16 protein-coding genes and 5 tRNA genes are annotated in these 18,951 nt (G+C 70.4%); 11 read left to right on the forward strand and 10 right to left on the reverse strand.

Translation table 11 applies throughout. The features are described from left to right. Positions 1-316: 316 nt before the first annotated feature. From cobT to OIE74_RS31890, 3 genes are all read left to right on the forward strand, one after another. Positions 317-3,703, forward strand: a complete 3,387-nt coding sequence (gene cobT / locus OIE74_RS31880) for a nicotinate-nucleotide--dimethylbenzimidazole phosphoribosyltransferase (RefSeq protein WP_329389815.1) — start codon at positions 317-319, stop codon at positions 3,701-3,703. Positions 3,704-3,962: 259 nt separating this feature from the next. Continuing rightward, positions 3,963-5,210, forward strand: coding sequence for a uroporphyrinogen-III C-methyltransferase (gene cobA / locus OIE74_RS31885; protein WP_329389816.1), 1,248 nt, complete (start codon positions 3,963-3,965; stop codon positions 5,208-5,210). Further along, on the forward strand, positions 5,203-6,114 hold the full coding sequence (locus tag OIE74_RS31890; RefSeq protein ID WP_329389818.1) for a TrmH family RNA methyltransferase: 912 nt from the start codon (positions 5,203-5,205) through the stop codon (positions 6,112-6,114). The genes cobA and OIE74_RS31890 overlap by 8 nt, the downstream gene beginning before the upstream one ends. 117 nt (positions 6,115-6,231) lie before the next feature. Here OIE74_RS31890 and OIE74_RS31895 read toward each other — a convergent pair whose 3' ends face one another. Next, a complete protein-coding gene (locus OIE74_RS31895) occupies positions 6,232-7,788 on the reverse strand; it encodes a Na+/H+ antiporter NhaC family protein (RefSeq protein WP_329389820.1) in 1,557 nt (518 codons plus the stop codon). Positions 7,789-7,917: 129 nt separating this feature from the next. Beyond that, a complete protein-coding gene (locus tag OIE74_RS31900; RefSeq protein WP_329389822.1) occupies positions 7,918-8,904 on the reverse strand; it encodes an alpha/beta hydrolase in 987 nt (328 codons plus the stop codon). Between the two features lie 216 nt (positions 8,905-9,120). Between OIE74_RS31900 and OIE74_RS31905 the strand changes: the two genes are divergently transcribed. Then, positions 9,121-9,582 (forward strand): Lrp/AsnC family transcriptional regulator, encoded by a 462-nt coding sequence (locus OIE74_RS31905; protein WP_329389824.1) that lies wholly within the window; start codon positions 9,121-9,123, stop codon positions 9,580-9,582. 32 nt (positions 9,583-9,614) lie between these two features. Here OIE74_RS31905 and OIE74_RS31910 read toward each other — a convergent pair whose 3' ends face one another. Together OIE74_RS31910 and OIE74_RS31915 are read right to left on the reverse strand one after the other, a co-directional pair. After that, positions 9,615-10,964 carry an aspartate aminotransferase family protein gene (locus OIE74_RS31910; RefSeq protein WP_329389826.1) on the reverse strand — a complete coding sequence of 450 codons (1,350 nt, stop codon included), beginning with the start codon at positions 10,962-10,964 and terminating at the stop codon, positions 9,615-9,617. Between the two features lie 193 nt (positions 10,965-11,157). Beyond that, on the reverse strand, positions 11,158-12,402 hold the full coding sequence (locus OIE74_RS31915; protein WP_329392525.1) for a serine/threonine-protein kinase: 1,245 nt from the start codon (positions 12,400-12,402) through the stop codon (positions 11,158-11,160). Positions 12,403-12,607: 205 nt separating this feature from the next. Here OIE74_RS31915 and OIE74_RS31920 point away from each other — a divergent pair, with 205 nt between their 5' ends. The 4 genes from OIE74_RS31920 (at position 12,608) to OIE74_RS31935 (ending at position 14,850) form a co-directional block, all read left to right on the forward strand. Further along, positions 12,608-12,865 (forward strand): hypothetical protein, encoded by a 258-nt coding sequence (locus tag OIE74_RS31920; protein ID WP_329389828.1) that lies wholly within the window; start codon positions 12,608-12,610, stop codon positions 12,863-12,865. A 188-nt stretch (positions 12,866-13,053) separates the two neighbouring features. Then, positions 13,054-13,260 carry a hypothetical protein gene (locus tag OIE74_RS31925; RefSeq protein ID WP_329389831.1) on the forward strand — a complete coding sequence of 69 codons (207 nt, stop codon included), beginning with the start codon at positions 13,054-13,056 and terminating at the stop codon, positions 13,258-13,260. A gap of 226 nt (positions 13,261-13,486) precedes the next feature. After that, on the forward strand, positions 13,487-14,497 hold the full coding sequence (locus OIE74_RS31930; RefSeq protein WP_329389833.1) for a phosphotransferase family protein: 1,011 nt from the start codon (positions 13,487-13,489) through the stop codon (positions 14,495-14,497). Between the two features lie 68 nt (positions 14,498-14,565). Then, positions 14,566-14,850 (forward strand): TFIIB-type zinc ribbon-containing protein, encoded by a 285-nt coding sequence (locus tag OIE74_RS31935; RefSeq protein ID WP_329389835.1) that lies wholly within the window; start codon positions 14,566-14,568, stop codon positions 14,848-14,850. A gap of 56 nt (positions 14,851-14,906) precedes the next feature. Here the strand turns inward: OIE74_RS31935 and OIE74_RS31940 are convergent. From OIE74_RS31940 to OIE74_RS31960, 5 genes are all read right to left on the reverse strand, one after another. After that, positions 14,907-14,978 (reverse strand) — tRNA-Val (locus OIE74_RS31940). 23 nt (positions 14,979-15,001) lie between these two features. Beyond that, positions 15,002-15,073 (reverse strand) — tRNA-Val (locus OIE74_RS31945). Positions 15,074-15,093: 20 nt separating this feature from the next. After that, positions 15,094-15,165, reverse strand: a tRNA-Val gene (locus OIE74_RS31950). A 1-nt stretch (position 15,166) separates the two neighbouring features. Then, positions 15,167-15,240, reverse strand: a tRNA-Cys gene (locus tag OIE74_RS31955). 36 nt (positions 15,241-15,276) lie between these two features. Then, positions 15,277-15,349: transfer RNA gene (locus tag OIE74_RS31960), tRNA-Gly, on the reverse strand. Positions 15,350-15,528: 179 nt separating this feature from the next. On the opposite strand from OIE74_RS31960, the gene OIE74_RS31965 reads away from it, so the two are divergent. Genes OIE74_RS31965 through OIE74_RS31975 form a run of 3 tightly spaced genes read left to right on the forward strand, consistent with a single transcriptional unit; the run spans position 15,529 to position 18,288 of the window. Beyond that, complete coding sequence (locus OIE74_RS31965; protein WP_329389836.1) at positions 15,529-16,584, forward strand: chorismate-binding protein; 1,056 nt, start codon at positions 15,529-15,531, stop codon at positions 16,582-16,584. Beyond that, positions 16,585-17,406 (forward strand): aminotransferase class IV, encoded by an 822-nt coding sequence (locus OIE74_RS31970; RefSeq protein ID WP_329389838.1) that lies wholly within the window; start codon positions 16,585-16,587, stop codon positions 17,404-17,406. 42 nt (positions 17,407-17,448) lie between these two features. Further along, the gene (locus OIE74_RS31975; protein ID WP_329389840.1) at positions 17,449-18,288 is read left to right on the forward strand and encodes a GNAT family N-acetyltransferase; all 840 of its coding nucleotides are present in this window, start codon (positions 17,449-17,451) and stop codon (positions 18,286-18,288) included. 37 nt (positions 18,289-18,325) lie between these two features. Here OIE74_RS31975 and OIE74_RS31980 read toward each other — a convergent pair whose 3' ends face one another. Next, the gene (locus tag OIE74_RS31980) at positions 18,326-18,838 is read right to left on the reverse strand and encodes a DsbA family protein (RefSeq protein WP_329389842.1); all 513 of its coding nucleotides are present in this window, start codon (positions 18,836-18,838) and stop codon (positions 18,326-18,328) included. Positions 18,839-18,951 lie beyond the last annotated feature (113 nt).

The raw sequence follows: 18,951 nt of genomic DNA on the forward strand, positions 1-18,951 counted from the left end.
GGTAGGCTGACCGATCGTTGTACCGCAGCCGGTCGTTCGTCGCTTCGTTCGTCAATGTCCGGAAAAGGGGGACGTTTTGGTCCCCCATGTGGTACGGCTGCACCGGGGGTCGCGCAACGTGGCGCAGCCCACAGACGGCCGCCGCGGATCTCCGTGTGTCGGCCGCGGACGGCCGGGAGAATACGTGAGGGCCGCGGCTCGATTCGTGCCGCGCGGCGCCCACGCTCGTTGTCACTGACGGGCGCCGGAAGCGCCGCGGAATCGGGCGCCCCGGTCGAAGGGCCGAAGGAGCACAACCAATGGGCGAGGGGTACGCATGACTGACACCGGCCAGATCCCGGCCAAGGGACAGCCGGAGAACGCAGGCATGGTGGAGCAGCCGGGCGACCCCGCTGCCGGCTCCTACGCCTACCTGGGCCCCTCCGAGAGTGCTCCCGAGGACGACGACCTTCTGCTGATGCCGAGTTCGCAGGGCGCGTGGGGCGATCCGCTGCCGGTGCCGCCGCCGGAGCCCGTCGCGCCGGTCGCTCATGCCGTGCCCGCTGCTGTGCCCGAGCCGGAGCCCGTTCCGGTGGGGCAGGGCGTGCGGCACATGGCGCAGGGCGAGTTCACGCAGCAGCCGCCGCAGTCGCCGCTCGCGGCCTACTCGGAGCCCGAGCTCCAGCACGGCGACTCGCCGGGGCACGGTCAGGTGTCGTACGGGACGCCGCCGGAGTTCCAGCCAGTGCCCGCGCCCGAGAGCCCCTCGGAGTACGCGGCGCCGGACCTGGCCCGGATGCCGGAGCAGGACGTGCAGCCCGTACAGCCCGTACAGCAGGCGGAGTTCGCGGTGGCACCGGAGGCGTACGCACCGGTGGACGCCCCTGCGGAGGTGCCCGTTCCGGACTCCGTACCGCAAGCTGCCGAGGCTCCCGCGCCTGTGGCCGCCGAGGAAGCTCCGGCACCCGTCGCCGCCGAACCGGGCGCGCATGAAGCCGGTGGCCGCGACACCGGCTCCGTCGACGTCGGGGCCGTACGGGCCCCGACCGCCACGTCCACGCCGACTCCGCCGCCCGCGCGCCGCCCGCTTCACCTGGGCCCGCCGATGCCCGACTCCACGGGTGGCGTGGTCCGTTCGCTCGCCGACCGGGGTCCCAGCAGTACGCCGCCGCACCCGATTCGCGTACGGACACAGGGCCCGCCGACCACCGGCCCCGAGTATCTGGACATCCCGCGCGAGGAGGCCGCCGCGCTGCCGGGGCCGCAGCTCGGCGCGATCCCCGTGCAGGGCGCCGACCCGTGGGCGTCGGTGCCGCCCCAGTCCGAGACACCGGTGGCGGAGACCGCGATCGCGGTGGCCGAAGTGATCGGCGAAGCGCAGGCGGTGGCCGGCGAAGCCGCTCCCGAGCCGGCTGCGGAGACGGTCGTGCCCGACTACGGACCGGAGTTCGCCCACGAACCGGTTCAGGAGCCGGTCCCGCTCCCGGAGCCGTCGCCGGTGCCGGAAATCGTGCCGGAGCCGGTGGCCGAGAACCCCGAGCCGGCTCCTGAGCCCGAGCCCCCGCTCCAGCCCGAGCCGACGCCCGCGCCGGCGGCCGAAGCCCCGGTGACCGAAGAGCCCGCGCCCGCCCCCGAATCCGTACCCGACGCGGTGGTGGTGGACGAGGCCCCGGTCGTCGAGCCGGCCGAGGCCGAGGAGCAGCGCGAGTCGATAGCGCTGCCCGGCGCGGCGCCCGTAGAGCCCGCGCCGGTCGAGCCGCCGGCAGCCGCCGAGCCGCAGCCCGAACCTGAACCTGAACCCGAGCCGGTACAGCCGGAGCCCGTACTCGCACAGCCGGAGCCGGAGCCGGAGCCCGTACCGCTCGCCGTGGTCGAGGAGCCCGCGCCGTCACCCGAGCCCGCGCCCGCCCCGGTGGCCGAGCCCGAATCCGAGCCTGCTCCCGCCCTCGTCGCCGGCCCCGAGCCGGCCCCTGCCGTCGCCGACGACGCGTCACCTCCCGCCCCCGGCTACGACGACGCCGAGCGCGAGGCCGTCCTGCGCGTCATGCGCGAACGCCGCGACATCCGCAACGGCTTCCGCTCCGACCCGATCCCGCACGAGGTGCTGCTGCGCGTCCTCGAAGCCGCGCACACCGCCCCCAGCGTCGGCCACTCGCAGCCCTGGGACTTCGTCGTCATCCGCTCCGCCGAGACCCGCCAGACCATGCACGAACTGGCGCAGCGCCAGCGCGACGCGTTCGCCAAGTCGCTCCCCAAGGGCCGGGCCAAGCAGTTCAAGGAACTGAAGATCGAGGCCATCCTCGACACCCCGGTGAACATCGTCGTCACGGCCGACCCCACGCGCGGCGGCCGGCACACCCTCGGCCGCCACACACAGCCGCAGATGGCGCCGTATTCGTCCGCCCTCGCCGTCGAGAACCTGTGGCTCGCCGCCCGCGCCGAAGGACTCGGCGTCGGCTGGGTCAGCTTCTTCGACGAGCGCGAGATGGTCCGCGCGCTCGGCCTTCCCGAGCACCTGGACGTCGTCGCGTATCTCTGCGTCGGATACGTCGACGAGTTCCCGGAGGAGCCCGAGCTGACCCAGGCGGGCTGGTCCAAGCGCCGCCCGCTCTCCTGGGTCGTCCACGAGGAGACGTACGGCCGCCGGGCCCTGCCCGGCGAGGAACCGCACGACCTCCTCAAGGAGACCATCGCCGGTATCCGTCCGCTCGACGCCAAGGCGCTCGGCGAGGCGTGGGAGCGGCAGAAGCGGATGACCAAGCCGGCGGGGGCGCTCGGCATGCTGGAGATCATCTCCGCACAGCTCAGCGGCCTTTCCCGGATGTGCCCGCCACCGATCCCGGAGCCCGCGGCCGTCGCGGTCTTCGCGGGCGACCACGGCGTGCACGCCCAGGGCGTCACCCACTGGCCCCAGGAGGTGACGGCGCAGATGGTCGCCAACTTCCTCGGTGGCGGTGCGGTCTGCAACGCCTTCGCCAATCAGGTCGGTGCCGAGGTCTGTGTCATCGACGTCGGCGTCGCGGGCGAACTGCCCGCCACCCCCGGCCTGTTGCCCCGCAAGGTCCGCGCGGGCACGGCCGACTTCACCACCGGGCCCGCGCTGACCCGCGAAGAGGTGCTGGCCGCGATCGACGTGGGCATCGAGACCGCCCGCGATCTGGTGGCGGCCGGCAACAAGGGCCTGCTCACCGGCGAGATGGGCATCGCCAACACCACGGCCTGCGCCGCGCTGATCTCGGTCTACACCGACCTGGACCCGTCCGAGGTCACCGGGCGCGGCACGGGCATCAACGACGAGACGCACGCGCGCAAGATCGATGTCGTCCGGCGCGGTCTCGAACTCCACCGCCCCGACCCCGCCGACCCCATCGGAGTCCTCGCGGCCTTCGGCGGGCTGGAGCAGGCGGCGCTCGTCGGTTTCCTGCTCGCCGGCGCGTCGCTGCGTACACCGGTCATCCTCGACGGTGTGAGCGCGGGGGCCGCCGCCCTCGTCGCGCGCGCCATCGCCCCCGAGGCGCTGGCGGCCTGCATCGCGGGCCACCGCAGCGCCGAGCCGGGCCATGTGGCGGCGCTCAACAAGCTGGGCCTGCGCCCCCTGGTCGACCTGGACCTCCGTCTGGGCGAGGGCACGGGCGCCCTGCTGGCCCTCCCGGTGGTCCAGAGCGCGGCGCGGGCGATGCACGAGGTGGCCACGTTCGACTCGGCGGGAGTGACTGAGAAGTAGCCGAAATCTCAGCCCCTCCGGCGTTTGAGGAGCGGGGTCCGGGGCGGAGCCCCGAAAATCAGCCCGCCCGGCGTTTGAGGGCACGGCCGGAGGCCGTACGGGGTCCGGGGCGGAGCCCCGGTTGAGGGAAGGGGCGGGTAGGGGAAAGCCTCCTCGGCAGTGGCGCTCCGCCCCCCATTAAGCTGGCACCCCGTCCCACCAGCACCTTCACCACCCACGACACCCCGCCCGCACCGTCCCCAGAGGAGCCCGTAGCGCCATGGCCGAGCACCCCGCCTACCCCGTCGGACTCCGTCTGGCCGGGCGGCGCGTCGTCGTCATCGGAGGCGGGCAGGTCGCCCAGCGCCGGCTGCCGGCCCTCATCGCGACCGGCGCCGACATCCTGCTCGTCTCGCCGTCCGCGACGCCCTCCGTGGAAGCCATGGCCGACGCCGGCGAACTGCGCTGGGAACGCCGCCCGTACGCCGACGGCGACCTCGGCGACGCCTGGTACGTCCTGGTCGCCTCCAGCGACACCGAGGCCAACTCCCGTGCCTCCGCCGAGGCCGAGCGGAACAGGACCTGGTGCGTACGGAGCGACGACGCCGGGGCCGCCACCGCCTGGACCCCGGCCACCGGCCGCAGCGAGGGCGTCACCGTCGCCGTCCTCACCGGGCGCGACCCGAGGCGTTCGGCCGGCGTGCGTGACGCCATCGTGGAGGGCCTGCGCGACGGCACCCTCGTCGCCCCCCGCCACCGCACCAGGACCCCCGGCGTGGCCCTTGTCGGCGGCGGCCCCGGCGACCCGGAACTGATCACCGTCCGAGGCCGGCGCCTGCTCGCCGAGGCCGACGTCGTCATCGCCGACCGCCTCGGCCCGCGCGACCTCCTGGACGAACTCCCGCCGCACGTCGAGGTGATCGACGCGGCGAAGATCCCGTACGGCCGCTACATGGCCCAGGAGGCGATCAACAACGCGCTGATCGAGCACGCCAAGGCGGGCAAGGCGGTCGTACGTCTCAAGGGCGGCGACCCCTTCGTCTTCGGCCGCGGCATGGAGGAGGCCCAGGCGCTCGCCGAGGCGGGTATCCCCTGCACCGTCGTGCCCGGCATCTCCAGCTCCATCAGCGTCCCCGGCGCTGCGGGCATCCCCGTCACACACCGGGGCGTGGCCCACGAGTTCACGGTCGTCAGCGGCCATGTCGCCCCCGAGGACCCGCGCTCCCTGGTCGACTGGCCCGCACTGGCCCGGCTGCGCGGAACGCTCGTCCTGCTGATGGCCGTCGACAAGATCGGCGCCATCGCGCGGACGCTCATCGCCCACGGCAGGTCGCCCGCCACCCCCGTGGCCCTGATCCAGGAAGGCACCACGGCGACACAGCGCCGCGTCGACGCGACACTCGAAACGGCCGCCGAAGCCGTCCGTACGGAGGACGTACGGCCCCCGGCCGTCATCGTCATCGGCGACGTGGTCTCGGTCGGCACCGGAGGTGGCACCGCGGCCTGCGGCGAGGCCGGCCATGGCTGAGATCGTCCCCGTCGAAGCGGCCCCCGACGGCTCCGCCGACCCCCGCCTCGCCGACTACACCGACCTCACGGACGTCGAACTGCGCCGCCGCCGCGAGCTCGCCGAGGGCCTGTTCATCGCCGAGGGCGAGAAGGTCATCCGCCGTGCCGTGGCCGCCGGTTACGAGATGCGGTCCATGCTCCTGACGGCCAAGTGGACCCATGTCATGCGGGACGTCATCGACGAGACCGCCGCACCCGTCTACCAGGTGGCCCCGGACCTGGCGGAGCGCGTCACCGGCTACCACGTCCACCGCGGCGCGCTCGCCTCCATGCACCGCAAGCCCCTGCCACCGCCCGCCGACCTCTTGAAGAAGGCACGCCGCGCCCTCGTCTTCGAGGACATGGTCGACCACGCCGACGTGGGGTGTTCCAAGATACGAGCGCGGGAACCGCAGGTCAGCGGCGCGCCGCTGCGATCGAGGATCGCCATCTTGGAAGGTTTGGTCGATCATACAAACGTAGGTGCGGCGTTTCGGTCTGCCGCGGCGCTCGGAGTCGACGCCGTGCTGGTGACACCGAGTTGTGCCGACCCGCTGTACCGTCGCTCGGTGCGCGTCTCGATGGGCACTGTCTTCCAGGTGCCGTGGACGCGCATCGAGCCGTGGCCCGACGGCATCCAGTTGTTGAAGGAGGCAGGTTACGTCGTGGCCGGCATGACGCTCGGAGAGGGTGCGATCACTGTCGATGAACTGGTCGCACAAGACCATCGGAACTTGGCGCTGGTCTTCGGCACCGAAGGGCATGGATTGACGCCTGGGGCCGATCGACTCCTCGACGCGCGGGTCACCATCCCCATGATGCGCGGGGTCGACTCGCTGAACGTCGCGGCGTCGTCCGCGGTCGCCTTCTACGCGACCCGGTAGAGACCGTCGTCTTGGCCTCATCGGGGAAGGGCCGGGAACCAGCGACTTCGGAGATGACACCGTCGGATGTGACAGTCGGCCGACGACGTGGACAAACTCGCCCAGGGGTCACCGGGATCAGTCGCTGTCGACTCGGCCAGGCGGCTCGCGCAACTCGGCTCCGCCCTCGCCCTCGAAGCGACGGCCCCACCCGGTCAGCACTGCCAGGAACATCACGACGGTGAGTACGAGTGGATAGAACGCTGTGGTGAAGATCGACACTGCGGACAACTCGGGCACGCCCTCTCCGACCCCCTGGGTCAGCTGGCTCGAGACCAGCAGAAACACGCTGGCCACCGGCACCACCGCCCCAATGCCGAGGGCAAAGCAATCCATCACGTTGGCCCGCCGGTATGGGTGCAACTGGGCCCGTGCCCCGAGCCGGTCAGCCACAGGGCCGAACATCAGCATCGACGGGCTGTTGGCTCCCGCGCAGACAGCGGCCGTGGCAGCGGCCCCCAGGCCAATGGCCAGCTCGGTTCTGACTGGTGTATCGGCCCGATCGGAGCGACTGGCAAGGTCGACGATGAGATCGAAGACTCCCGCGCCCTGGAATACGCCGACGATGCCGAAGACAACGATCCCCAGTCCGGCAAGCGGCAACATGTCGCTTATCCCGGTTACCAGGAAACCTCCCGGAGTTCCGTCATCGTTGGCTGAGATGACGTCGGCCGGGCTCAGTAGCCCGGTCGCCAGGCCGGTTGTGATGCCGACCAGCAGACCGATGGTCGTGGCCAGGAAGATGTCACGCTTCCAGAAGGCCACCACCAGCAGGGCGGCGATGGGCACGACCATAATCAGACTGAGCGGGTCGCCCTGTGCGCCGTCGACGGCGGAGGCGGCGACACCGTCGCCCGACCGGAGCAGCCCCAACACCAGGAACAGGATGCCGCTGACCCCGGCCGCCACCAGAGCGTATCGAGCTCGAGACCGCACCACCCCGCCGACCTCGGCAACCCCCTCACGGCGGCGATAGCGCTGCGTCGAGGCCGAGACGATGGTCGAGTCCGAGATGGGGGCAAGGTTGTCGCCGAACAAGGCTCCGGACAACACGGCTCCGGCCAACAACAGCGGATCTGCTCCGAGCAGGGCGCCGGCCGGGTAGAAGATCGGGAAGGCTGTGAACATGGTGCCGAGCGAGGTGCCCGTCGACATCGAGATGGTGCACGCCATCACGAAAGTCACCGCGACGAACTCGCCGCCGCCGATCCCGATCTGCCCCGCGAGCCATACGAACCCACTGGCGACGTCCGTCTGAGTGATCATCGCCGGGACCAGGCTCACTGAAAGAAGGATCAGCAGCAGAGTGACGGAGTTCCGCGAAGAGACACCAGTAATGACGCAATCCCAGAACCGGGAGTAGGACGTGGCGAACAGCGCGGCGACAAGCAGCCCGGCCAGCCCCGAGGCTGTGAGGGCGTTCATGTCGAAGACTCCGAATATCACGAAGTAGGCGACCACTCCGGCCAGGAACACCGCCGGGGCGATGAAAGCACCGAGGATTCCGATCCGGAACCTCAGTCTGTCCTCGGGAATGGGACTGGTATTCAGATCGCCGCGGCTTGTCGCGACAGGTTCCGGTGCTGGCGCGTGAGGTTCAGGGTGTCTCTTACGCCGAGGATGCTCTACCGACATGGCTGATCGTCTCCTGCTTTCAAAGGATGGGCGGTGGATCAGCGCGCACGGGACCGGCGCGGTGGGTTCTGCGATTTGACCTCGCTGGTCGATGAGCCGTGCGCCCGCATGTTGTTCTTCTTCGAGCTCTTAGGGAGATGTCCATGACGTCGGTGTCCTGGCTCGCAACCCTCGGCCCAACGCATCGATGATCTCCCGCTGAGCCCTGACGCTGCTCTTGGCGAGAGGCGCAAGCTCAGTCGACCCGTGGAATGCGCCGGGATGGGAGTGCAACTCCACGCTGACGCCTGCTTGGAGCAGGCGGAGCGCGTACTGGATGTTCTCGTCGCGCAGCGGATCGAGTTCCATCGCGACGATGTAGGTCGGCGGCAGACCGGACAGGTCGACGGCGCGTCCGGGCGCCGCGTAGACGGAGACATCGGGATCGTCCGGCCCGGTGTAGTCACCACCGAGGTAGTGCTGCCAGGACAGGACCCCGGTGCGGCGGTTCACCACAGGTGTGTCGACGAACTGGATCGACGACGGAGTGCTGAGACGATCGTCAAGCGCGGGGCTGACCAGGTACTGGAACGCGATCGGGGCGCCACCTTCGTCGCGCGCCTTCAGGACCGTTCCGGCGGCAAGTCCCCCGCCGGCACTTGAGCCACCCACGGCGATACGGGCCGGGTCGATCCCCAGCTTCTCGCTGTTGGCGTGGACATAGCTCAAGGCGGCGTAGCAGTCGTCCAGCGGACCGGGGAACGGCGTCTCCGGCGCGAGGCGGTACTCCACGTTGGCCACCGCGATCCCCAGCTCCCGGACGACGTCCAGACAGAAGTACTCGTAGTCCTGCGCACGCCCGAGCACGAAACCGCCGCCATGCATCGCGAGCACGACGGGAAGCTCACCACGTACGCCCGCAGGTCTCAGCAGCCGGATCGGGACATCGGGAGCATCGCCCAGGCCCGGGGCCGAGACCTCGGAGACGTCCACCCCGTCGTACGACAGGGCCGCCAGCGCGGGCTCGGACAGTGTGCTGTTCAGCTCGCGCGCTGCGGCGACATCCGAGATGTCGAGATAGGGGATCGTCGCGACGGCAGCCGCGAGCTCAGGGTCCAGTGTCGGGAACTTCGTCATGTTCGATACCTCGATACCTCGATGCGTTCGTCTTCTGAGCCACTGTTGCCTGAAGGAAGATGGGTCCCTGCCGCGGCCTACCAGCCGCGTTCGGTGAGGCAGTGGGCGCTGCATGTGTGGTGGAGGAACCGAAGTTGAGGCTGTTGCTCACATCGGTCCCTCCTGATATCCAGCTGATTGCTTGGTGGACTGGCGTCTTCGTGGCATAGTTCGCCAATGGACGGGATCGATCGCGCAATAATTGATCAACTCAGACGTAACTGTCGGCAGTCCAACCTCGAACTGGCCGATGCTGTCGGGCTGACGCCCTCGCCGTGCCTACGACGCGTCAAGCGCCTTGAGGACGAAGGCATCATCACCGGCTACCACGCGAGTTTCGCACCATCGGCCGTCGGTCGCGGATTCGAGGTACTGGTGGACATCGAGCTCGAGAATCAATCGCCCGCCACCACCAAGCGGTTCGAGTCGGAGCTGATCTCCTACACAGAGGTGATCGAGGCGCGGCGCATGTTCGGCTCGCCGGACTTCGAGGTGCTGGTCGCGACGAGGGATCTTGCCGCATACGAGCTGTTCATGACCACCAAGCTCCTGACGTTGCCAGGCTTCGGCAGGCTCCATTCGCGGTTCCCGATGTTGCTCATCAAGTCCGACATTCCCTCGCGAGCTCGCGCGACCTGACGACGCACATTCATCCGGGACCGCTCGCACGGCTATCCGCGTTTCCGGGCAATCGTGAGCGCTTCGTCGAGAATCGCCAGCCCCGAGTCGAGGGCAGCCTCAGGGATCGTCAGCGGGGGTGCGATGCGCAGGATGCTGTTGACGCCGGGCATCTGGGCGATGTTGAGGTGCAGGCCGAGCTCGAAGCAGGCCGCCGTGACCGCGGTGCCGAAGTTGTCCGCCGGTTCTTTCGTTTCCCTGTCCATGACGAGCTCGATGCCCTGAAACAGGCCCCGGCCACGAACGTCCCCGATGCGCTCGTGCCGGTTCTGAAGGTCCAGGAGTCCCTGTCGCAGTCGCTCGCCGAGCCGGCGCGCGGTGGCGTCGAACTTTTCTTCTTCGAGCGTCTGGACGACCGTCAGGCCCACAGCCGCGGCCAGGGGGTCGGAGACGTGGGTCGTCGTGAACATGAACCTTCGGTCACTGCACGTGGCTTCGATCTCCTCGGTGGTGACCACCGCCGACACCGGCAGACCCGCACCCAAGGTCTTGGACAGGGTAAGGATGTCCGGAACGATTCCCTGGTGTTGGAACGCGTACCAGTCACCGGTGCGGCACAGGCCGGTCTGTGCCTCGTCGATGATGAGGAGCATGCCGCGCTCGTCGCACTTCTTTCGCAGGGCGGCGAAGTATCCGTCGGGAGGGGCGATCAGTCCTCCGGTGCCGAGGATGGGCTCGGCGATGAAGGCCGCCAAACTGCCTACGGACTGACGGTCGACCATAGCGAATCCGAAGTCCAGCTCGGCCTCCCAGTCATGCGCTCCCTCCTCGTCCCTGAACACCGAGCGATACGGGTTCGGGGTGGGGATGATGAGATTCCCCGGGGCGAGGGGACCGTATCCCGCGCGAGACAGGCTGTAGGTCGCCGCCCCGGCCGCGTGCGTGGAACCATGATAAGACTGATCGAATGAGACGATCTCGTGCTTCTGCGTGTAGAGCTTGGCCATCTTGATGGCGGCTTCATTCGACTCGCCACCGGTACTGAGAATCATGGTCTTGCTCAACGCCTCGGGAAGCGTGCGCGACAGCGCTTCGGCCAGGTCGACGAGCGGGCGACTCAGCATTCCGCTGAACAGATGGTCCAGTGTGGCGATCGATCGCGACACGGTCTCCACGACTGCCGGGTGGGAATGGCCCAACAGAGAGCTCATCTGCCCGGACGTGAAGTCGAGAATGGCGCGTCCGCTCTCGTCATACAGGAAACAGCCATCCGCACGTTCGATGATCGACGGGATGAAGCCGGCCGGACCGTAGCGGATCAAATGACGCCGCGCGCTGCCCCAGAATTCCTCCGTTGACTGAGGGGAACTCTCGGCCTGGCGCGCACCCGGAACTGTCGTCATGTCTTGCCTCTCGTCGTCCACTGGTTGGGGAGCAACGTTAGGGCAGTTGGCACAGCACACGATTGCAAAGAATTACGTGAAGGACTTCCTGCGCGCAATAATAATGCGCGAAAGGCTTCCATTGCGCGATGTTTCGTCAGCGCCACCTCGGCCGTCGCCTTCTGCATGACGCGGCCGCGGGCCTGACCGGCTCCTACAACTGCTGTGCCGCGGCGATCCCCAGCGCGACGACCAGCGTCACCACCACGAACACGATCAACCGCTGCCGCAGCAGGCGCGGATTGGCCGGCCTGCGCCCGCCGCGTCCACCCGACGTCGTACGTGCACCGGGCCTGCTGCCCTGGCGGCCGCCGGTACGTGAACCCGTACGCGAACCGTCACCGGGCCTCGGCGCACGCCCGCCGCCACCCGTGCGGGGCGCCGAACCACGGGAGCCCTGCGCACGGGAGTCCGACCCGCCCGCCGTACGACCCTGGGTGGACCGGTCCGACCGCTCGACCCGATCCGTCCGATCCGTCCGCTGCGGCATCCGCGCCGTACGCTCCGGGATCCGGCCCGTCGCCACGTCGTGCCCGTTCCGCTCCCGCTGCACGGGCGGCCGTCCGTCCGGCAGCCCCTGTGCCTCCCGCGCCGCGATCTCCTTCAGCCGCATCGACAGCTGGAGCGTGCTCGGCCGCTCCTCGGGGTCCTTTGCCAGACAGGCCCGCACCAGCGGCGCCAGCGCGTCCGGCACCCCGTACAGCTGTGCCTCCTCGTGCACCACCCGGTAGAGCATGACCTCCGAACTGCCGTGCCCGAAGGGCGAGTCGGCCGTCGCGGCATAGGCCAGCGTCGCGCCCAGCGCGAAGACGTCGGTGGACGGGGTGACCGCCGCGCCGCGTACCTGCTCGGGCGCCAGGAAGCCGGGCGATCCCACCGCCGTACCGACGTGCGTGAGCGTGCTCGCCCCTGTCGCCCAGGCGATCCCGAAGTCGATGATGCGCGGGCCCTTGGGGGAGAGCAGGATGTTCGACGGCTTCAGATCGCGGTGGACGACCCCCGCCTCGTGCACCGCGAGCAGCCCCTCGGAGAGCGCCGCTCCTACGGAGGCGACCTCGGCGGCGGACAGCGGCCCGTCCTCGGCCACCTTGTCGTGCAGCGAGGGCCCCGGCACGTACTGGGTCGCGAACCACGGCCGGTCCGCGTCGAGATCGGCGGCCACCAGCCGTGCCGTACAGCCCCCGCGAATCCGCCGGGCCGCCGAGACCTCGCGCGCGAACCGCGAGCGGAACTCCTGATCCTCGGCGAGATCGGGCCTGATCACCTTCAGCGCGACCCGCTGCCCGCGCCGGTCCGAACCCAGATAGACGACGCCCATGCCCCCCTGGCCCAGCCGTCGGTGAAGCCTGAACGAACCGACGACACGCGGGTCCTCGCGCCGGAGCCGCATCATCGCCATGTCCATCCCCGCTGCCCGGTCGTCCGTGTGACGTGGCACAGCTTACGTACCCGCGCCCCGGGGCGCTCATAGGCCGCGCCCTCGCGGACGGATCGATTGTCAGTGCTGGGTGAGAAACTTGAAAGGTGGTCAGGGGACCGTGGATCCAAGGTCGTCGGGCCCGTGCGAGATCTCAAAGGTCGGTCGCAGAAGGGGGATTGGATCAATGAAGGGTGACCGCGTGGAGATAGTGGTGGACGCGGGTGACACGACGCGTACGTACGAAGTCGTGGCAAGTCGGGCAGGCCGCCGGGTGGAGACGGCGGTGCGTCGAGGAGTGGTGGAAGTGAGTGAAGTCACCCGCAACGGCTCGGTGGTGCGCACGGCGCGCTTCATGGCCACGCGCGTACTCGCTCTGGTGGAGCAGCCGGTCCCCAGGGAGGACCTCTCGGAGCGTCCCCTCAGGGAAGACCCCAAGGCCTGAGCCCCCCTCTCCACCCAGGGGAGTACGCGGCGGGGGTACCGGTCATCCTCCGGGAGGCCCGGCAATCGGTACGCGGGCATGACGACCCAGGCACGGCGCTTGCCTAATGTTGTTGTCAAGCGGCGGGTGGAGCACTCGTCCCCCGAGGTCAGACACTCGCCGCTGCCAGACTCGACGGGAGAAGGACCATGGCCGACACGGCATCGCGAGCGATGACCCGCACGCAGGGACGCAGGGCATTCGACGCGTTCGGCGGGCGGAGTTCCGGTCCGCGCCACCCCCTGGTGGCCACAGCCATGGTCCTCCCTCTCGCGGCCCTGCTGGTCGTCGTCTTCGGCGGCTGGGAAGCAGTGGTCACACAAGCGTCGTCCGTGGGCGTGATGCTGGGGCGCTGAGCGGCGCCCCAGGTTCGGGAGAGCGGCCCGAATCGTAGACATCCGGCCAACAACCCCGTGGGGACGGGGGTGCGGCGGACGGCAGCGTTTGGCCGGTCAGCTGGGGAGCTGACCGGCCATCGCGCTGTCCGGACGCGTTCCGGATCGCCCGTGGGATCCCTCGTCGAAGGGTCCCCGGCGTAAGCTGCCCGGCTGGAACACACCGCACCGGGGGACAGACAACACCGTGACCACATCCGCGACCGGCACCACGGGTCCCGCCCCCTCCGTCGTCCGCGCGCTCACCGCCGCCGCCCGTCACGCCGCCCACCCGGACGCGGGCCCCTTTGCCGTCCCCCAGGGGCCCTGCCGCGCCTGCGGGGGTGCCGAGACCGTCCTGGCCGACCGGCCGGACGCCACTGTCGTACGGCACGAGTCCGCCGTCGCCAAGGCGCACGCGCCCGCCACCGACCCGGCAGGCCACCGCGCCCGGCTCGCCGTCGCCGCTCATCCGCTGCTCGCGGGCATCCTGCTCGCGCCGCTCCCGGCGGCCACCCCGCAGTTCGCCGGCCGGCCCGTCACCGCCTGGCCCTACGGCGCCCCCGTCGACCCCGACCGCCCCGACGACGCGCCCTGGGAGGCGGCGGCGACGCTGCTGGCCCGGCTGCACGCGGTGGCGCCCGCCACTCTCGCGCCGTTGGCCGTCCCGCCCACGCGCGGCCCCCTCAAGGCCGCCCAGGCCCTCTCCCGGATGCGAACCGCCGGACGCCACCCGGCCGGCACCGACGTGGAGCGCGCCTGGGCGGGGCTGCCCGCCTGGGCCAGGGGCGAGGCGCCCGCCCCCGAGGGCGGCTCGCTCTGCCACGGGGACCTGCACCTCGGCCAGCTCGTACGGCACCCCGTACCGGACGGCCCCTGGCTGCTGATCGACGTGGACGACCTCGGACTCGGCGACGCCGCCTGGGACTTGGCCCGCCCGGCCGCCTGGTACGCCGCCGGACTGCTGGCCCCCGACGAGTGGCGGCGCTTCCTCGGCGCCTACCGGTCGGCGGGCGGCCCCGCCGTACCGCCCGATGGCGACCCCTGGCCCCGGCTCGACATCCCCGCCCGCGTCCTCACCGTCCAGACCGCCGCCCTGGCCGTCGCCAAGTCGGCCGAGCAGGGCCGTGACCTGGACGAGGTGGAGGAGACGATGATCGAGAGCTGTGCCCGAATTGCCACACTCCCAACGGAGTTGACGCCAGGGCCCTCGTCGTAAGGTGAACGGACCGTCGCCGGGAGGCATTCCGGCGATGCCGACCGAACGGCGAGGAGCTGAGCCGATCCATGCAGTGCCCCAAGTGTCATGCAGCGATGCATACCTACAACCGCAACGGTGTCCAGATAGAGCAGTGCAGCGGCTGCCGTGGGATCTTCCTCGACTACGGCGAGCTGGAGTCCCTCACCCGTCTTGAGGCGCAGTGGGGACAGCAGGCCCCGCCGCCGCCCGCGGCGCCCGGCGGCTACCCCCCGCCGGCGGCACCGGCTCCCGCGTGGGGCGCACCGCACGGCGGCCACCACGGCGGGCACCACCGTCAGAAGGGCTTCGGCCGGATGCTCTTCTCCTCCTGAGCGAGCGCCGGACACGACGAAGCCCCCGGCCGGGAAAGGCCGGGGGCTTCGGGCTGTGCGCGATACTGGGATTGAACCAGTGACCTCTTCCGTGTCAGGGAAGCGCTCTCCCGCTGAGCTAATCGCGCAGGGTGACCCCGCGTGTACTGCGTGCGCGATACTGGGATTGAACCAGTGACCTCTTCCGTGTCAGGGAAGCGCTCTCCCGCTGAGCTAATCGCGCGGGAATCCAGATGGATCCAGTGGACGATACTGGGATTGAACCAGTGACCTCTTCCGTGTCAGGGAAGCGCTCTCCCGCTGAGCTAATCGTCCTTGGAGGTGGAGACGGGATTTGAACCCGTGTAGACGGCTTTGCAGGCCGTTGCCTCGCCTCTCGGCCACTCCACCAGGAGTACGGGGGCGGGATAAGGATCCCCCATCTCGAGCGGACGACCAGGTTCGAACTGGCGACCTCAACCTTGGCAAGGTTGCGCTCTACCAACTGAGCTACGTCCGCGTGCCGTTTCCCGGCCCCTACTGCGCGGCCCGGCGACGTGGTGAACTCTAGCGGATTACGGGGCCAGTACAAAAACGCGTTTGTGCAGCGTGCTGCCGTGCGTTCACGCTGCGGCACCTTCACGACGCCGTCGTGACACGTTCGTGGTCCGCCGGACGAGCCGCCCTAGACTCACCATCGTGCACGACCTTCCTCCGCTGGCCCGATTCGGTGATCTCCGCGCCACCGATCTGCGCGATGTCACCGGCGACCCGGAAGCCCTGGACTCCACTGGCTTCTGGGCCGTCGCCATGGACTTCGAAGGCCGCCTGACCTGCGCCCGGTTCGGCGACGTCCGCCGCGAGCCGGTGCCGCCGCCCGTGCCGGGGCAGTGGCAGGGCCCCGCGCCGGGCGACTGGACGTCGTCGCTCGACCGGGCCGCGTACGTCTCCGGCGTACGGCGCGTGCGTGAACTCATCGCGGCCGGCGAGGTGTACCAGGCGAACCTCTGCCGGGTCCTGACGGCGCCGCTGCCCGACCCGGCCGCGGCCGACGTCGACGCGCTGACCGCCCTCCTGGCGCGCGGCAACCCCGCCCCGTACGCCGGCACGATCCGGCTTCCCGCGCACGGCGTGGAGATCGCCACGGCCTCCCCGGAGCTCTATCTGCGGCGCACCGGCCGCACCGTGGAGTCCGGGCCGATCAAGGGCACCGGCCGGACCGCCGCCGACCTTCTGGAGAAGGACCACGCCGAGAACGTGATGATCGTGGACCTCGTCCGCAACGACCTGGGCCGTGTCTGTGCCACCGGATCGGTGACCGTGCCCGCGCTCTGCGCCGTCGAGCCCCACCCCGGCCTCGTCCACCTCGTGTCGTCGGTACGCGGCGAACTCGCCGACGGCGCGGGCTGGCCGGAGCTGCTGGCCGCGACATTCCCGCCCGGGTCGGTCACCGGCGCGCCGAAATCCAGCGCTTTGAAGATCATCGAGGAGCTGGAGACCGCCCCGCGCGGGCCGTACTGCGGCGCCGTCGGCTGGGTGGACGCCGACCGCGGCACGGCCGAACTCGCCGTCGGGATACGAACGTTCTGGGTGGAACGTGACCCGCTGCGCGGGCCCGTCCTGCGCTTCGGCACCGGCGCGGGCATCACCTGGGGGTCCGACCCCGAGCGTGAATGGCAGGAGACGGAGCTCAAGGCTTCGCGGCTGCTGGCGGTAGCGTCGGAAGTGTACGAGGCGACGGGAAGGACCGGCTAGATGATGATCTGGGTCAACGGCGGACTGTGGGCGGCCGATGCCGCACAGGTGTCCGTGCTCGACCACGGGCTGACGGTGGGCGACGGAATCTTCGAGACGGTGAAGACCGTCCAGGGCCGGACCTTCGCGCTCACCCGGCACCTGGACCGGCTGACCCGCTCGGCGCGCGGTCTCGGCCTGCCCGATCCCGACCACGACGAGGTGCGCGCCGCGTGCGCCGCGGTCCTGGACGCCAACCCGGTCCCGATGGGCCGGCTGCGCATCACGTACACCGGCGGTCTCTCACCGCTCGGCTCCGACCGCGGCGACACCGGCCCGACGCTGGTCGTGGCCGTCGGGGAGACGAAGCGCCGCCCGGACACCACCGCCGTGATCACCGTCCCCTGGACGCGCAACGAACGCGGTGCGGTGACCGGGCTCAAGACCACGTCGTACGCCGAGAACGTCGTCGCCCTCGCGCGCGCCCGTGAACAGGACGCCTCCGAGGCGCTGTTCGCCAACACCGTCGGAGACCTGTGCGAGGGCACGGGCTCCAACGTGTTCGTCGTCCTGGACGGGCAACTGCACACCCCGCCCGTCTCCTCGGGCTGTCTGGCCGGCATCACGCGGGCGCTGACGGTGGAGTGGTGCGGAGCGCACGAGACGCGGATGCCGTTCGATGTGCTGGACCGTGCCGACGAGATCTTCGTGACGTCGTCGCTGCGCGACGTCCAGGCCGTCCACCGCGTCGACGGCCGCGAGCTGCCCGGCACCCCCGGCCCCGTCACCGCCAAGGCCATGCGTGTCTTCGACGAGCGCGCGGCGAGCGACCTGGATCCGTAAAACCTGATGACGCGTGCCCGCGAGATGGGTACAACTCCCCTGATGACCACGACTCTGCGGCCGACCGGGCCGCTTCAGCAGACCGATGACGGCATGAAGTCACGCGGCTACGAGGTGTGTGACAACAGCCGTCCCGTCGGCGTGATCGAACTCGCCATGGACGGTGCCTTCGGCACCCCGGCCGGTGTCCTGCGCCAACTGCGGATCGACGAGGCCGACCGGCGCCGCGGTCGCGGCACGATCGCCGCGCTGGCCGCCGAGGAGGTGCTCCGGGGCTGGGGCTGCGGCCAGGTGGTCGCCTCCGTCCCGGCCGAGGCCGATGGCCTGCTGCCGCTGCTGGCGAACCTGGGCCACACGGAGCGCAGCCGGAACATGCTCAAGGACCTCGCCCAGGAGCCTCCGGCCCTGCCGCCAGGACTGGTCGGCAGACCGATGGACGAGAAGGAGTACGAGACCTGGCAGGAGCATTCGTTCGACGGCTTCCGCCAGAGCTGGATCGACCGCGGCCTGCCACCGGCCCAGGCCCAGGCCAAGGCGGAGTCCAGCCGCCACCACCTCCTGCCCGCCGGCCTGTCCACCCCGGCCACCTCGATCGAGGTCCTGGTCCACGACGGGGCCGTGGTCGGCGACATCTGGGTGGGCAGCCGCGAGATCGACCCCGGGGTGGTCATCCCCTACGTATTCGCGGTGGAGGTCCCCGACACCCTGCGCGGCAACGGCTACGGCCGCGCCCTGATGCTCCAGGCGGAACGAATCGCCCACGACAGGGGCACGCCCACGGTGGGCCTGCACGTCTTCGCGGGAAACACCCCGGCGATCGGCCTCTACGAGTCCCTGGGGTACGTCACCACGCACCACAACGTGTTCAAGCCCCTGCTCTGAAGGCCAACCTGCGGCATCCGCTTCAGGAGAGCGGGTGTCATTCCTTCGCGAGCAGGCGGTCCGCGATTTCCTCGATGCGTTCGCGGAGGCCTTCCTGGCTCTTGCCGCCGTCGAGGCGTTCGCCGCCGATCACGTACGTGGGGGTGCCCGTCACGCCGATCGCCTTGCCCTCGGCCTGGTCCGCGTCGACGATCAGGGTGTGGCGGCCGTCGATCAGTGCGGTGTCGAACTCCTCGTCGTCCAGGCGCAGTTCGCGGGCGATCTCGACCAGCAGCGGCTCGCCCCGGGTGGCCAGTTCCTGGTGGCGGGCCAGGACCGCCTCGGCGTAGGGCCAGCCCTGGCCCTGTTCCACCGCCTCCTCGGCCGCCTGGGCCGCGGCGAACGCGTGGCGGTGCTTCTCCAGGGGGAAGTGCCGCAGGCGGATGTCCAGCCGGTCGCCGTAGCGCGCACGCAGCGCGTGCAGGTCCGCGAGGGCGGTGTGGCAGTCGGCGCACTCCAGCTCGCACCAGACGTCGAGCTGGACGGGGCCGGCGATGGGGGAGTCACTCATGTGACCAGTCTTCCAGGTCCCCGTGCCCGCTCCCGACCGGGACCTGGGGAGGAGGCGGATCCCGGAGATCTCCCTGAGGTGGCTCCGCACCGTGGCCCGTACCCCGTCGGGGG

This window comes from Streptomyces sp. NBC_01716 (assembly GCF_036248275.1).
GTDB lineage: Bacteria > Actinomycetota > Actinomycetes > Streptomycetales > Streptomycetaceae > Streptomyces.

Coding starts and splice junctions, on each gene's coding strand:
- cobA (WP_329389816.1), top strand. CDS start 3,963: ATGGCCGAGCACCCCGCCTACCCCGTCGGACTCCGTCTGGCCGGGCGG.
- OIE74_RS31890 (WP_329389818.1), top strand. CDS start 5,203: ATGGCTGAGATCGTCCCCGTCGAAGCGGCCCCCGACGGCTCCGCCGAC.
- OIE74_RS31910 (WP_329389826.1), bottom strand. CDS start 10,964: ATGACGACAGTTCCGGGTGCGCGCCAGGCCGAGAGTTCCCCTCAGTCA.
- OIE74_RS31905 (WP_329389824.1), top strand. CDS start 9,121: ATGGACGGGATCGATCGCGCAATAATTGATCAACTCAGACGTAACTGT.
- cobT (WP_329389815.1), top strand. CDS start 317: ATGACTGACACCGGCCAGATCCCGGCCAAGGGACAGCCGGAGAACGCA.
- OIE74_RS31925 (WP_329389831.1), top strand. CDS start 13,054: ATGGCCGACACGGCATCGCGAGCGATGACCCGCACGCAGGGACGCAGG.
- OIE74_RS31900 (WP_329389822.1), bottom strand. CDS start 8,904: ATGACGAAGTTCCCGACACTGGACCCTGAGCTCGCGGCTGCCGTCGCG.
- OIE74_RS31915 (WP_329392525.1), bottom strand. CDS start 12,402: ATGGCGATGATGCGGCTCCGGCGCGAGGACCCGCGTGTCGTCGGTTCG.
- OIE74_RS31895 (WP_329389820.1), bottom strand. CDS start 7,788: ATGTCGGTAGAGCATCCTCGGCGTAAGAGACACCCTGAACCTCACGCG.
- OIE74_RS31970 (WP_329389838.1), top strand. CDS start 16,585: ATGATGATCTGGGTCAACGGCGGACTGTGGGCGGCCGATGCCGCACAG.
- OIE74_RS31975 (WP_329389840.1), top strand. CDS start 17,449: ATGACCACGACTCTGCGGCCGACCGGGCCGCTTCAGCAGACCGATGAC.
- OIE74_RS31980 (WP_329389842.1), bottom strand. CDS start 18,838: ATGAGTGACTCCCCCATCGCCGGCCCCGTCCAGCTCGACGTCTGGTGC.
- OIE74_RS31920 (WP_329389828.1), top strand. CDS start 12,608: ATGAAGGGTGACCGCGTGGAGATAGTGGTGGACGCGGGTGACACGACG.
- OIE74_RS31935 (WP_329389835.1), top strand. CDS start 14,566: ATGCAGTGCCCCAAGTGTCATGCAGCGATGCATACCTACAACCGCAAC.